The 12,951-nt window shown below is 64.9% G+C and carries 15 protein-coding genes and 1 pseudogene; 7 read left to right on the top strand and 9 right to left on the bottom strand.

Going from position 1 to position 12,951, the window contains the following annotated elements; translation table 11 throughout:
• Nucleotides 1-16: 16 nt before the first annotated feature.
• Nucleotides 17-979, bottom strand: a pseudogene (locus tag AAGA11_05440) (tripartite tricarboxylate transporter substrate binding protein).
• Between the two features lie 121 nt (nt 980-1,100).
• Nucleotides 1,101-3,056: a tripartite tricarboxylate transporter permease gene (locus tag AAGA11_05435; protein MEM9602283.1), complete on the bottom strand. Its 1,956-nt coding sequence runs from the start codon at nt 3,054-3,056 to the stop codon at nt 1,101-1,103.
• Between the two features lie 112 nt (nt 3,057-3,168).
• Between AAGA11_05435 and AAGA11_05430 the strand changes: the two genes are divergently transcribed.
• Nucleotides 3,169-4,194, top strand: a complete 1,026-nt coding sequence (locus AAGA11_05430) for a LacI family DNA-binding transcriptional regulator (GenBank protein ID MEM9602282.1) — start codon at nt 3,169-3,171, stop codon at nt 4,192-4,194.
• Nucleotides 4,195-4,208: 14 nt separating this feature from the next.
• Here the strand turns inward: AAGA11_05430 and csrA are convergent, their stop codons facing one another.
• Complete coding sequence (csrA, locus tag AAGA11_05425; GenBank protein MEM9602281.1) at nt 4,209-4,457, bottom strand: carbon storage regulator CsrA; 249 nt, start codon at nt 4,455-4,457, stop codon at nt 4,209-4,211.
• A 251-nt stretch (nt 4,458-4,708) separates the two neighbouring features.
• On the opposite strand from csrA, the gene AAGA11_05420 reads away from it, so the two are divergent.
• Genes AAGA11_05420 through AAGA11_05410 form a run of 3 tightly spaced genes read left to right on the top strand, consistent with a single transcriptional unit; the run spans nt 4,709 to nt 6,179 of the window.
• Nucleotides 4,709-4,993, top strand: a complete 285-nt coding sequence (locus tag AAGA11_05420; protein ID MEM9602280.1) for a hypothetical protein — start codon at nt 4,709-4,711, stop codon at nt 4,991-4,993.
• Nucleotides 4,994-5,041: 48 nt separating this feature from the next.
• Entirely contained in the window at nt 5,042-5,404 is a 363-nt protein-coding gene (locus AAGA11_05415; GenBank protein ID MEM9602279.1) for a diacylglycerol kinase, read from the top strand.
• A 4-nt stretch (nt 5,405-5,408) separates the two neighbouring features.
• A complete protein-coding gene (locus AAGA11_05410; protein ID MEM9602278.1) occupies nt 5,409-6,179 on the top strand; it encodes an enoyl-CoA hydratase/isomerase family protein in 771 nt (256 codons plus the stop codon).
• Between the two features lie 69 nt (nt 6,180-6,248).
• Here AAGA11_05410 and AAGA11_05405 read toward each other — a convergent pair whose 3' ends face one another.
• Together AAGA11_05405 and AAGA11_05400 are read right to left on the bottom strand one after the other, a co-directional pair.
• Nucleotides 6,249-6,539 carry an RNA-binding protein gene (locus AAGA11_05405; protein ID MEM9602277.1) on the bottom strand — a complete coding sequence of 97 codons (291 nt, stop codon included), beginning with the start codon at nt 6,537-6,539 and terminating at the stop codon, nt 6,249-6,251.
• Between the two features lie 361 nt (nt 6,540-6,900).
• Nucleotides 6,901-7,854 carry an LD-carboxypeptidase gene (locus AAGA11_05400; protein MEM9602276.1) on the bottom strand — a complete coding sequence of 318 codons (954 nt, stop codon included), beginning with the start codon at nt 7,852-7,854 and terminating at the stop codon, nt 6,901-6,903.
• Between the two features lie 78 nt (nt 7,855-7,932).
• On the opposite strand from AAGA11_05400, the gene AAGA11_05395 reads away from it, so the two are divergent.
• Entirely contained in the window at nt 7,933-8,691 is a 759-nt protein-coding gene (locus AAGA11_05395; protein MEM9602275.1) for a class II aldolase/adducin family protein, read from the top strand.
• A gap of 22 nt (nt 8,692-8,713) precedes the next feature.
• On the opposite strand, the gene AAGA11_05390 is transcribed toward AAGA11_05395, so the two are convergent.
• From AAGA11_05390 to AAGA11_05375, 4 genes are all read right to left on the bottom strand, one after another.
• On the bottom strand, nt 8,714-9,091 hold the full coding sequence (locus AAGA11_05390) for a hypothetical protein (protein ID MEM9602274.1): 378 nt from the start codon (nt 9,089-9,091) through the stop codon (nt 8,714-8,716).
• A gap of 98 nt (nt 9,092-9,189) precedes the next feature.
• Entirely contained in the window at nt 9,190-9,651 is a 462-nt protein-coding gene (locus tag AAGA11_05385) for a hotdog fold domain-containing protein (protein MEM9602273.1), read from the bottom strand.
• Between the two features lie 4 nt (nt 9,652-9,655).
• Nucleotides 9,656-10,561 (bottom strand): fatty acid desaturase, encoded by a 906-nt coding sequence (locus AAGA11_05380; GenBank protein ID MEM9602272.1) that lies wholly within the window; start codon nt 10,559-10,561, stop codon nt 9,656-9,658.
• On the bottom strand, nt 10,558-11,469 hold the full coding sequence (locus AAGA11_05375; GenBank protein ID MEM9602271.1) for a fatty acid desaturase: 912 nt from the start codon (nt 11,467-11,469) through the stop codon (nt 10,558-10,560). Before AAGA11_05375 ends, AAGA11_05380 begins: the two co-directional genes overlap by 4 nt.
• A gap of 122 nt (nt 11,470-11,591) precedes the next feature.
• Between AAGA11_05375 and AAGA11_05370 the strand changes: the two genes are divergently transcribed.
• Both AAGA11_05370 and AAGA11_05365 read left to right on the top strand, forming a co-directional pair.
• Nucleotides 11,592-12,332, top strand: a complete 741-nt coding sequence (locus AAGA11_05370) for an Asp/Glu racemase (protein ID MEM9602270.1) — start codon at nt 11,592-11,594, stop codon at nt 12,330-12,332.
• 29 nt (nt 12,333-12,361) lie between these two features.
• A complete protein-coding gene (locus AAGA11_05365) occupies nt 12,362-12,733 on the top strand; it encodes a hypothetical protein (protein ID MEM9602269.1) in 372 nt (123 codons plus the stop codon).
• Nucleotides 12,734-12,951: the final 218 nt, after the last annotated feature.

Below are 12,951 nucleotides of genomic sequence, written 5' to 3'. Positions count from 1 at the left end.
GGCTGGATCCGACGGATCACAGGCCCTCGAGCAACACCTCCAGTGCGCTCTGGCGCTCTGCCCACATGGCCTGTACTTCCTCACGGCTCATCACACGCATCGGTGAGCCGCCCGCTTGCATACGACTCTGCACGCGCTTGTGCCCGAACATCGCCGGCACCTGCGCCGCGAGCGTGTGGATCACCGCTTGCGGGGTGCCTTTGGGCACCATCAGGCCACGGAAGTTGACCGAGGAGTTGTCGACGTCGTACCCGGACTCCATCAGGGTCGGCACATCGGGCATGAAATCGTTGCGTTCCAGATCTGCGACCGCGAGGATTTTCACGTTGCCCGCCTCACGGGCACGAAACGCATCCGAGAGGTTGTTGATGCCACCGATGACGTCGCCGGCGATGACCGCTTTCATGGCTGCCGCACCGCCGCCCTTGGTCGGGATGTAGGCGAACTTGGCACCGGTTGATTTCTCGAGCTGCAGTGCCGCGATGTGGTGCCCGACAAACAGACCCGCGCCGGAAAGTGTGGCCTTGCCGGGGTTCGCCGCGGCGAAGTCGACCAACTCTCCGATGGTGTTGTACGGGCTGTCCGCACCGACCACGACAACGGCCGGATCGGCACCCCAGTTGGCGATCGGCTCAAAACTGTCGACCGAGTACTTCACACCCCCCTTGATCGATTGCGCAATGAAATGCGGCACGTTGTAGGCCGAGAGCGTGTAGCCATCCGCGTCAGCCTCGCTCGCAAACCAGTTCTACCCCACGCGACCGCCAGCTCCGGGCTTGTTGATGATGTACATGGGCTGCCCGAGCATGTCCTCGTTGCCCGCAACCATGGTCACGATGCGCGCCTGGAAATCGGTTGCCCCGCCTGCGCCGTACGACACCGCCACGCCAATGGGCCGCTCGGGAAACTCGGCTGCGTGCGCGCCACCCGCCAGTACGGCGGCCGCCGTCAGTGCGACGGCCTGGATCAGTTTTTTCATCTTCTCGTTCTCCCTCTCTTGGTTCCAAAAGTGCCTTCGCGGTCGCTGCGCGCCCGCGCCGGCGTTGAACTGTCTCCGGGGGCTGTGGGGTGTTCTGGCCCCACACGCCCCGCAGTCAGCGTCAGATAAACGCGCCTCGCGGTGTCTGCACCTGAAGCAACAGCATGAACAGGGCGTACATCACCCCCATGAACACCGCCGTCACCAGCAGCCGGCGGAGCCAGGCGGACACCGCGGTCAGCGGGCTCGGGTCGTAGATCGTGTACACCGTGAAGAACGCCAGGGCGCCGGCGGTGTAGAAACCGAGCGCCTTGGCAGCGACATAGACCAGCATGGCCGCAACCACCAGGCCGGGCAGGATGGTCAGCAGCATCGCCGCGGACACACCGTCGCCGACACGCGCCCGTCCGCTGAGCGCGCGAAAGGCATTCCAGAGCGCGAAGCCCAGGAAGAACCCGGAAATCAGGCGGGGAAAGAGGAACGCATCCGCCGGTTCAACCGTGAAGCTCAACCAGCACACGCTGGCAGCGACGGCCAGCACGACCAGGCTGGACACGCCGTGCTGGGCGCGCGAGGCGCCGGTCGGCGTGGTTGCTGTGTCACCCTTGCGGTTCGACACGAAACTGTAGAGCACCGAGGCAATCACAAGGGCGATCAACACCAGGTTGAGCGCGCCACCGAGGAAGTAGGCCGCCGGGCCGTTGGTCGCATTCGCGATCATGGATCCCTGAATGAAGTTGGCCTCGGCAATCGGCCCGAGTATCAGCCCCAACACCAGCGGTGCTGCGGAAAAACCGAAGCGGACCAATGCGAACATCATCACACCAAGTGAAAACATCACCAGCACGTCACCCATCGACTGCTGCACCGAGTAGGCGCCGAACACGGACAACACCAACACTGCAGCGGCGAGGATGGGCACCGGCGCGCGGGCAATCCGCGCCGCCCACACCGCGGTGTAGATGCCGAACGCCACCATCAGGAGCTGGCCGATCAACATCGAGTTGATGAAGGTCCAGGCCACTTCGGGGTAGTTGTCGAACAGGTCGGAGCCCGGGAAGATGCCGTGGATCAGGAGGCCACCGAGCAACACGGCGGCGGTCGGGCTGCCGGGGATGGAGAGCGTCAGAAGCGGCACCAGCGAGGGCCCGACCATCGCATTGTTGGCCGACTCCGCGGCGATTACACCCTCGGGGTGCCCCTGGCCGAAACGGTCTTTTTCGGGCGAGAATTTTTTGCTCTGGTCGTAGGCGACAAGCCCGGCAATCTGCCCGCCGACGCCGGGAATCAGGCCGACGATCGAACCGACGACCGTGCCGATCGAGAGCGCGCGCGCGCGCGCGAACAACTCGCGCAGTGATGCCAACAGCGAGTGGCTGGGCACCTCGACCGTTTGCACCGCCTGGTGCCGGCGACCCTTGGCAAACATCTCGAGCACCTGCGGTATCGCAAACAGACCGATCAACGCGGCAATGATGTTGACGCCGCCAGACAGCGCATCATGAAAAATGAAGCGCTGCGCGCCCTGGATATCGTCGTACCCGATCATCGAGAGCCAGAGCCCGATGCACCCGGACAGCAAGCCCTTGACGAAGCTGTTGGAATCCAGCGAGCCGATCACGGTGACACCGAGGATCGCCAGCCAGAACAAGTGTGACGGGCCGAACGCGAGCGCCCACTGCGCCAACACCGGGGTCAGGAAGATCAACAGGAGTACGCCGATAACGCCGCCGACACCCGAGGCCAGGAAGGAGAGCTGCAACGCACGCGCGCCCTCCCCGCGCGAGGCCATCGCATGCCCGTCCAGTGCCGTTGCGATGTTGGCCGGTGCACCGGGAATCTTGAGCAGAATCGCGCTGACCGCGCCCCCCGCCACGGTGGACGTGTAGGCAGCACCGAGCAGAATCAGACCCTGGGTGGGCGCGAGGTGAAAGGTGAACGGGATCAGCAGCGCGACCGCCATGGTCGGCGACAGCCCCGGCGTCGCGCCGAGTATCAGCCCGCCGACGGTACCGCCGATCAGCAGCGCCAGTGACAGCGGTTCAAAGACCCCACCGAAATGGTTCAGGAACTCCATGCGTGCCGCCCGGCCCTCGCTGCTCGGATGCACAGGAGTGTAATTGTGAAAATAAAAATGTAAACGTTTTCATATTTCGCTAGCCTGACGCTCTGATGAAAGGGAGCCCAGCATGAGACGGCCACGCAGTCGAAAGGGCGCACCGGGTATCGTCGAGGTGGCACGCCGGGCCGGTGTGTCGCCTGCGACGGTGTCGCGCTGCTTCAACGCGCCGGATCAGGTGAAAGCGGACACACGCGTGCAGGTGGCACAAGCCGCCGAGGCGCTCGGCTACATCCGCAACCGCGCGGCCGGCACACTGCACAACCGCGACTCGGGCAGCGTCGGACTGGTGGTCCCCACCATCGACAACGCCATCTTCTCCGAACTGGTCGACGCGTTCGCACACCGACTGCGCGCCCACGACCGCACCTTGCTCATCGCCACGCACGACTACGACCTCGAACAGGAAGTGGCGATCGTGCGTTCGCTGCTCGAGCGGCGTATCGACGGTGTTGCGCTGGTGGGTTTCGACCACAGCGACGTGACGCTGCGGATGCTGCGCACCCAAGCGGTGCCGGTGTTGTCGATCTGGAATTTCCGGGAGGACGCCGCCCTGCCCTGCGTCGGCACGGACAACCGCGCGGCCGGCCGCCATGCCGCGCAACACGTAATCGACCTAGGCCACCGACACATTGCCTTTCTGTTCCCGGCCGACGACGGCAACGACCGTGCGCGTGACCGCCGCTGCGGCGCGTTTGAGGCGACCGAGGCGGCCGGCATCACACCCCGCTTGGTGGCGTGTCCCTACGATGTCAACCAGGCGAAGTCGCGTGCGGCCTCACTGTTGGCCACGGACGCGCCGACGGCCATCGTGGCGGGCAACGATGTGATTGCACAGGGTGTGATCTACGCCTGTCAGGCGCGCGGCATCGCGGTGCCGCAAACGCTGTCGGTCGTGGGGATCGGAGACTTTCGTGGATCGGCCGCGATCGAACCGCAGCTCAGCACGGTCCGCTTGCCAGCCCGCACCATCGGCCGTCGGGCCGCCGACGCCATGGTCTCACTGCCGAGCGACGTCGGGTTCAAGGAACCGATGCGCCAGTGTGTGCCCTTCGAGTGGATCGAGCGGGACTCAACGGCCCCGCCCGTTGACTGAGACCTGTCGGGCGCTCAGGCTGCCCGGTCGGCCCCCGTCTGCACGGCAGTCGCGGGGGCGACGTCCCCGACACACGCATTCGCGGCTGCCGCCGCAGCGGCCTCGCGTTGCTTGCGATCGAAGACTTCCTGCCGGTAAACCGGCACATCCTTCGGACCGGCAAAACCGAGCTTCACCTGGCTGCCTTTGATTGAAACCACTTCCACCGTGATGTCTGGGCCAATAACCACTTTTTCTCCCAGACGGCGACTCAAAATTAACATTAGCTGTCCTTGTCAGAGTGTCCGCACACCTACAAGTGCACCCTCCGCGCCACCCCGCTGGCTCGCCCAGATGAAATTCCTGTAAGAAAACGCGCCGCTACCCGGCGGCAGGTCAGGACCTGCGATACTGCGGATTGCCCGGAGGTCACAGCCCCGGTGTGCGCAAACGTGACGCCGTTCACACCCGCGCACCGGCCGTGTCCGTACCCTGCGGGTGCGACCCACACGAGGCGATTCGCCGGGAGACAACCGTGGCCATACACCTGTTGGTCAACACCATCGCGGGATTCACCGCCGCACGCAGTTTCAGTTGTCCGATTTCGATGACGGTGTGGTCGATCATCATTTCGCTGGCGAGCAACGTGGCCGGCATGCGGCTCTACCTGATGGTGCAACCGCCCTGGTTGATCAACCCGGAGTTCGTCGCCATCCACGCCACCGTCGGCGCGCTGGCCGCGCTCGTGGTGGCCCCCGCGCTGGCCTTTCTGTTCAGGCGCCTCATGCGACCGGTGTTGCACCCCTCGCACCAGGCCTGATTCCGGTCCGCCTATACTGTTAGCCTCGCACTCGCCCGATCGCGTCGCATGTCCCAGTACACCGCAACCGGCCTCACACGCCTCGTCAACGCGGCCCGGTTTTCCTGGCAGGGCCTGGTAGCCACGTTCAGGCACGAAGCGGCGTTCCGCCAGGAGTGCCTGTTGCTTGCGCTGGCCACGCCGTGTGCACTCTGGCTGGGCGACACCGCACTCGAACGCCTCTTGCTCGTGGCGTCCATCGGTCTGCTCATGGTAGTCGAGCTGCTCAACTCGGCGGTTGAGTCGGTGGTGGATCGGGTTGGCGAGGAACACCACACGCTCTCGGGTCGTGCCAAAGACCAGGGGTCGGCGGCGGTGCTGTTGACCGTGTTGGTGGTCGTCGCGACCTGGCTGACCGTGGCACTGGGCTGAGCCCATGACATCGCCCGACGAGCCACCCGTCCTCGCCCACACCCGCGGACACATTGCACGGGTCCGGCTGAACTGCCCGGCGCGCCGAAACGCGCTGGGGAACCAGGCGATCGACGCCTTGGAACAGGCGTTCAAGTCCGCCGCAGCGCACCCGGACGTGCGCGTGGTCGTGCTCGAGGCAACGCCGTCACCCGTGTTCTGTGCCGGCGCCGCGCTGGACGAGCTCGACAACGGCAGTCTGACGCCCGCCCGCTTCCACGACATGCTCGACCGGGTTGCCGCCTGCCCTCTGCCGACCGTGGCCGCAATCAGCGGCGATTGCCACGGCGGCGGGGCCGAGTTGCCGCTGGCCTGCGACTTCCGACTCGCGGTCGACACGCTGCGCGTTCGCGTGCCGGCCACTCGCATCGGGCTGTGCTACCCGCCGCGCGGCATCCGCCGGTACACCGAACGTCTGGGCCCGGTGGGGGCCAAACGCATTCTGCTCGCAGGCGAGACACTGACGTCGGACACCCTGTTGTCGCTGGGCTACCTCGATCGAGTGGCCGATGCGGCGGGTCTCGCCGAGACGGCCCAGGCCTTTGCCGAACACCTCGCGACACTCGCCCCCCTCGCGACCCGGGCGAGCAAGGCCTTGATCGACCAGGCAGCCCAAGGCACTTGGGACGACACCGTCGCGCAAGCGTGGGACACGCGCTGCGCCCGGTCGCAGGACCTGCAACGCGGGCTCTCGGCGGTGCGCGCCCGTTCGCAGCCTAAGTTCAAAGGCGACTGAGCCGCAGGAACAAAAAAGCCCGGCGACTGGCCAGGCTTGGGTGTGTGAGTCGCGGTGAAGCGTACCCGCTCAGTAGCGCGGACGGCCGCCGCCACCGTCGCGGCGCGGCGGACGCTCTTCGCGCGGGCGCGCCTCGTTGACGCGGATGTTGCGCCCGGAGAGCGAGCTCTCATTCAAGCCTTCGATCGCGGCGTTGGCCTCGCTTGCATTTGGCATTTCCACGAACCCGAAGCCTTTGGACTGACCAGAGAACTTGTCGCTGATGACAGTGGCACGTGACACCTCACCGTAGGCTGCAAAGGCACTGCGCAGCTCGTCTTCGGTCGTGCTGTAGGGCAGGTTACCCACATAGATATTCATCGAGAACCCTCAACTGTGTGCTGAAACGAAAAATGGCCATCGACAATCAAGCACACAAACTCCCGACAGCGGCTAGGCAAACGGGTTTTTTCAAGCACCACTACCTGTACGCCAAACATCTTATTGCCAAGATGTGCGGGTCAGTGTAAACGGCTCGGCTGAAGATGGGTAGCATCGGCACCCACTATTTTCACGAAAGTCAAGGCATTGGTGCCAATTTCGTTCGCGTGTCGACGGTGTTTGCCACACAACGTCGTATTATGCGGCTGTCGCCCTGCGCAAGGCCTGCCACGCCCGGTATCGCAACGTAACCATGCTTGGCATTTAACATTCGGTTGGTGCGCGTGATCTGCTTGACAGATCAACTAAAACGCAGTGTCGCGCGCTCACCATCGAGCTCGACGAAACGGTTCAGGCGCACCGCGCGGTTGCGATCACCGTGGCCAGTTGCAAGCCCGGCCAACACGGGCAACCCCAGCGGAGTCATCAGCTCACTGACAATTTCGAGCAGATCATTGTAGGGGTCCACGCAGCCAGGCATGGTGCCGAGCACCACACCGGCTGCGTTGTCGAAAACGCCACCATTGCACAGGTGCACGAGCATCCTGTCGATGCGGTACGGCGCCTCACCCGTGTCCTCGAGCAAGACAACGCTGTTGTCGGTGTCGAGCTGGTAGGGTGTGCCCATCGCCGCTGCGACCAGGCTGAGACAACCGCCGACCAGCGGCCCCCGTGCTCGCCCGGACACGACCGTCTGCAACGTGACCGTCTCCGGTTGCCAGTCAAACAGCGCACGGTGCAAGGCGTCACGGTTCACGATTGCGTGATCACCGTGCAATTGCGCAGTCGCGAGGTTGGGGCCGTGCACACATTCAATCCCGGGCCAACGTCGCTGCGCGATAAGATGCAGGCTTGTAATGTCAGAGAAGCCGACCAGCAGGCGCGGCGAGGCGATCCCGGCGTTGCGCAACGCAGGCCAAAGCCGCGCACTGCCGTATCCACCGCGTGTGCAGAACACGGCGCGGACGTCGGGGTCTGACAGCGCAGACACCAGGTGCGCCGCACGCTTGCGGTCTTCGCCGGCAAGGTAGAAGTGGTGATCCGTTTCAACACCCAGTCGGACGCGCAGGCCCCAGCCTTCGAGCAACGCGACCGCAGCGTCCAGCAGCGGACGATCCACCGTCCGGACCTGTCCCGCCGGTGCGACCAGTGCCACACCGTCCCCTGGCTTGAGCATCAGCACCGCGGCGACCACACTCGAAAGAACGGTCTCGAAGCATAGCAGCGCAGGTGTCACCCACCGTCGCTTTTGCACGTCAACCGTCGCGCATTCGCCAGCGTGCAACCCACGCGTTGCGCACACTTGAAACCTATCGCGGAGGAGGAGTAACCCATGACAGTCGAGCGTGTGCGACCCACCCCATCCGATGACGAGCAGGCGCTGCGGGAGGATCTCGCAGCCGCGTTTCGGCTCGCCGTGCAATTCGGCTGGCACGAATCGGTTGGCAACCATTTCAGTGCTGCGCTCAGTGACGACGGGCGCCACTTCCTGCTCAACCCGCGCTGGCAGCACTTCTCGACCGTCCGGGCGTCTGATCTGCTCGCGCTGCACGTCGACGACGAGGCGGTGATGCAGTCGGAAAACGCGCCCGACCCGTCAGCCTGGTGCATTCACGGTGCGGTCCACGCGCACGCGCCAGGCGCGCGTGTGCTGCTGCACTGTCACCCGCCCTACGCCACCGCCCTGTGCACCCTGGCAGACCCGGCGTTGTTGCCGATCGACCAGAACACGGCGCGGTTCTACAATCGCTGCGCCATCGATCTGGGCTTCGGCGGGATCGCAGACGACGCGGGCGAAGGGAAACGGATCGCCGAGGCCTTCGGCAACAACCGCGTGATGTTGATGGGCAACCACGGTGTGTCGGTGTGTGGCGAAACCGTGGCGGACGCCTTCGAGACGCTCTACTACCTCGAGCGCGCAGCGCAGACCTACATTCTCGCGCTCAGCACGGGACAACCGTTGAATGTGATGCCGGCCGAGGTGGCCGAGCGAACGGCTGCGGGCTGGGAAGCCTACCGAGGCATGGGCGATGCGCACTTCGCGCACCTCAAGGCGCAACTCGACGCGACCGACCCTGACTACCGCGACTGACGCGTGGTGGCGCCGACGGCGCTCAGTTCAGGGACTGAAGGTGTTGGTGAAACGCCGCACAGGCTGGGGTGTCCATGTCCATGCCAATCAGGGCATCACAGCCTTGCAACACGGCGGAGCGGTAGCACTTCTGCGCCAGCGCCCGGCCCTCTGCGCTGGGTGTCTTGCCACCGAATTCGGCATCGGGTGCACGGCACAGACCTTCGGTCGCCTCGGTGAACAGCTTCAGCACATCGCCGTTGGTGTTTCCCTCAGAGCGCGATTGCACCGCACACTGTTGCAGGCGCATGCACAGGGCGTTGTGCGCCGACTGCAGTGTGTCTGCAAGAACGGGTTGATGCACCCCGCTAAGCGCCGCAGTGGCGACAAGGAACACCGACAAGTGGACGCGGTTGGACACGGGCTGACTCCAGCGAAATCTCTCGCCTCTCGAACACAAGAAACATGCCACGGGAGCTGTCCAACGGTGGCGCGCCACGCGCCACCGGTGCCCTGCACTCAGCGGGGTTTTTCCGAAATCCAGAGGCGGATCTCACCGCGCACAACCACGGTGCCCGCGGTGTCTTCGGCGCGCACCTGTACCACCAGGTCACCTGGCTGCCAGGCTTCGGGGTCAATCTCCGCCGTGGCCGTGATGTCGGTGGTTGCCTTGGCCACGTAGTCGACCGACATGCCCTTGGGTATCCAGCGCAGGTGGGCCGGCACCGACGCCTCGGCGCACGCGCCCATGGCAATTTCCAACAGGTTGCAAATGGCAATGACGTGGACAGTCCTGATGTGGTTCTGCACCGCCCACCGTTTGCGCATCGACACCACACACCGACCAGGCTCAAGCACCTGGATTCGGGGTGTGACCGTGCGAAAGTACGGCGCCCGCCACGCCACGAGCCGCGAGAACAGCCAGCGCCCGAACGGCCACCCGCCCGCGCGGGTCCAGAGTGCCAACACCGGATTGGCCATCGCCTCAGTCCTTGCGCAGGTAGGGGTGCACCACCGGCTCGCGGTGTGACAGAAACCACCGCTTCAGCACGCCCCAGTACCCATCCGACACGAGGTAGTGACCGTTGCCGTCCAGGACCGCGGCGCGATCGTCTCGCCAGCGCGCCGGCAAGGCATACCAGGCCAAGGTCGGATCGCGGTGGTGAACCGCGTGCAGGTTGTTGTTGAGGTAGATCAGACTCATGACCGGCCCGGCCTCGACCACAGCGGTGCGCTCGGCCACACCCGGTGCCGCGCGGTGTTCGATGAACGAGCGGGTCATGATCAGCGACATCCCGGGCCAGGCGACCAAAAACACATAGCCGAGCAACGGCACACCGTTACTCCAGAGCACGGTCAGCACAATTGCGACACCCGCGAGGTGGTGGTACCACGCAACACGAACGCGGGACTCGCCCGCACGGAGCCGCCTCAGCTCGTCGGCCCAGAAACCACACAATGCCAACGGCGGCCCTACCACCCAGCGGCCCAGCACACTTTGGTTCCAGTGCAGCAGTGCGCGTTTCCAGGCCGGCTGGTCGGCAAAATCGCCCGCAGCCAGGTAAAAGCTCTCGGGATCATCGTAGGGGTCGGTCAGGTGGGTGTCGTTGTGGTGCCGAAGATGCGTTTCCTTGTAACGCCGATAGGGTATGAACAGACCGATTGCCGGATACACCAGCGCCTCGTTCAGGCCGGCGCTGCGTGTCGGATGACCGTGCAGGGCCTCGTGTTGCAACGACGAATGGAGCGCGACACACACCACCGCCGGCACGATCACCCACGCCCCCCAACTGGCGTAGCCAATCACGCAGCCAAGCCAGGCGGCATAGCATGCCGACAACACCAGCCAGGTCGGCCATTCGAAGGGCAGTCGATTGTGGGGTCGTGTCATTGGAAGTCCTCCACGTAAGCACGGTGGAACTGCGCATAGCCGGGTGACGTGCACTTTAGCTCGTCACAGACGTGCCGGTGCCAGGCCGGCAAGCGGTGAAAGGGCACACTCGGGAACGCATGGTGCTCGGCGTGGTAGGGCATGTTCCAGGCCAGTCGCCGAACGAGTGCATTGGTGAATGTCGTGCGCGTGTTCTCGAACATATTGGCGACGAACGGGCAGCGCCCGTGTTCGGCGAGCAGGTACAACCTCAGCACCGGCTGCCCGAGCAACAGCGGCACCAACCAGTAGCTCAACAACCAGCCAACGTCGGTCGCCGCGGCGGCGCCGAGCACGGTTGCGTAACACAACAGCAGCAGGCGGGCCTCACGGATGACGGTGCCGCGTCGGTTGGCTGGTAGCCAGTCCGCATGTTCACCGTCGCGGGCATTGCGCAGCACCGTGGCCACGCCCGACGCCAGCACCCGCCAGCCGAGCACGTGCCACAGGTAACGCCATGCCGTGTCCGGCTTCGCCGAGGCCAGCTCCGGGTCACGTTCCGGGTCCTGCGTGTACCGGTGATGCGCGAGGTGAAAATAACGAAACCAGTGCGCCGGGTTGAACAACAGTGCTCCAACGACATTGGCTACCCACTGGTTGGCACGCCGCGACGCAAAGGCGGTAAAGTGCACGCACTCGTGCTGAGCGGTGAACAGAAAGACCAGCAACACGCCGTACACGAAAGTGCAGGCGACGCCGAGTGCGGTGTCCAGCGCGATACCCGGCGCAATGACCGCCATCGCGCCGAGGTGCGTGGCCAATTGAACCGCGCCGGCGCGATCGGATTTGGTCAACAGGCGCTCGCGCTCGCTCGGGCTCAGACGCGCAATGGCGGCCTTGTGATCCGGCGCGGGCGCGGGTGCTGGCATACTGGGCTCGAACTCGGGTCGACGAGGGGAAGACAAGCCTATCGTGCATTCAACCGGCGGTCTGTCCTCGATTCGCCCAATTACGACTTTCGCGACCGGTCGAGCCGGTGCGGGGAGCACTTGTGAAGCCTGAATTCTCACTCGACGGCGGTGCCGCTGCGTGTGCTGCCCTCGGCGTCATCGTGCTCCAGTCCGACGAGTCCCTCGAGCCGGAGCTGCGAACCCTCGCGCTCGGGGACGGGGTGGCCATCTACCACAGCCGGATCCCGAGCGCCGACGACGTCACTCCCGATACGCTGGCGACCATGTCGGCCCATTTGCCGACGGCGGCATCGCTGTTGCCACGCCACGCCGCGTTGCGCGCCATTGCCTACGGTTGCACCTCGGGTGCCACGCTGATCGGGCCCGACACCGTGGCAGAGATGATCCGGTCACACCACCCGACCGCCGCCTGTACCGATCCGATGACCGCGTTGATCACCGTCTGTCGCGCGCGCCAGATCCGGCGACTCGGCCTGCTGACGCCCTACGTCGAATCGGTCAGCGCCGCGATGCGCGAGCACATCATCGCCCACGGGATCGACATCGTTCAGTTTGCCTCTTTCGAGCAGAAGGACGAGGCCGTGGTGGCCCGTATTCGCGAGCAGAGCGTGCTCGACGCACTGTGCGACTTCGACCACGACGGCGTCGATGCGGTTTTTACGTCTTGCACGAACCTGCGCAGCTTTCGCATCATCGCGTTGGCGGAGGCCCAGCTCGGCGTACCCGTGCTGTCGAGCAACCTGGTGCTCGGCTGGCACCTCATGCAGCTCGCCGGCCTCGACACGCAAAACGCCGGCCCGGGCAGTCTGTTCGCCGGCTGAACCGATTACCTGATTCGGAGGGAACCCCCATGCTTCACCCCGTTCGCGCCGTCCTGACCGGGGCGCTGCTGCTCGCCATGCTGCCCGGCATTGCCGGCGAAGCCGACGTGATCAACGCCACCATCACCAAACAGGGCGATCACTTTCGGGTGGACGCCACCATCCGTTCGAACGACACCGGCTGGGACTACTACGCCGATCGGTTCGAAGTGCTTGCCCCCGACGGCACCGTGTTGGGCACGCGCATCCTGCATCACCCCCATGAAAACGAGCAGCCGTTCACCCGCTCGTTGAACCGCCTGACGATTCCCGCCGGCCTGACCCGTGTGCGGGTGCGGGCGCGCATGAAGCCCGACGGCGCCGGTGGCGAGGAAATCACATTGTCGGTGCCGTCACGCTGATCCCGACCACAAAAAAAAGGTTCATCGCGCATTAGCGTGAAGGAAGAGGCAGGCGGTCAATTGGCATAAGGTTGTAAGTGCGACCAAACAGCCGACCAAAAGACCGCCGCCATGCTCGATACTACGTTCCCCGGCCTGAGCTGGGTAGGCTTTGTGCCCTATTCCGCGACATCGGTTGCCGAGCAGTGCTGTGTGATCGAGCTACAGCCCGACCCAGC

This window comes from Pseudomonadota bacterium, from assembly GCA_039196715.1.
GTDB lineage: Bacteria > Pseudomonadota > Gammaproteobacteria > CALCKW01 > CALCKW01 > CALCKW01.
The sequence above is the reverse complement of the archived record's forward strand: the minus strand, read 5'-3'. Positions and strand labels throughout refer to the sequence as shown.

Bases quoted from the DNA above. Each gene is read 5' to 3' on its own strand.
- AAGA11_05435 (MEM9602283.1), bottom strand. From the start codon at position 3,056: ATGGAGTTCCTGAACCATTTCGGTGGGGTCTTTGAACCGCTGTCACTG.
- AAGA11_05430 (MEM9602282.1), top strand. From the start codon at position 3,169: ATGAGACGGCCACGCAGTCGAAAGGGCGCACCGGGTATCGTCGAGGTG.
- csrA (MEM9602281.1), bottom strand. From the start codon at position 4,457: ATGTTAATTTTGAGTCGCCGTCTGGGAGAAAAAGTGGTTATTGGCCCA.
- AAGA11_05415 (MEM9602279.1), top strand. From the start codon at position 5,042: ATGTCCCAGTACACCGCAACCGGCCTCACACGCCTCGTCAACGCGGCC.
- AAGA11_05410 (MEM9602278.1), top strand. From the start codon at position 5,409: ATGACATCGCCCGACGAGCCACCCGTCCTCGCCCACACCCGCGGACAC.
- AAGA11_05405 (MEM9602277.1), bottom strand. From the start codon at position 6,539: ATGAATATCTATGTGGGTAACCTGCCCTACAGCACGACCGAAGACGAG.
- AAGA11_05395 (MEM9602275.1), top strand. From the start codon at position 7,933: ATGACAGTCGAGCGTGTGCGACCCACCCCATCCGATGACGAGCAGGCG.
- AAGA11_05385 (MEM9602273.1), bottom strand. From the start codon at position 9,651: ATGGCCAATCCGGTGTTGGCACTCTGGACCCGCGCGGGCGGGTGGCCG.
- AAGA11_05380 (MEM9602272.1), bottom strand. From the start codon at position 10,561: ATGACACGACCCCACAATCGACTGCCCTTCGAATGGCCGACCTGGCTG.
- AAGA11_05375 (MEM9602271.1), bottom strand. From the start codon at position 11,469: ATGCCAGCACCCGCGCCCGCGCCGGATCACAAGGCCGCCATTGCGCGT.
- AAGA11_05365 (MEM9602269.1), top strand. From the start codon at position 12,362: ATGCTTCACCCCGTTCGCGCCGTCCTGACCGGGGCGCTGCTGCTCGCC.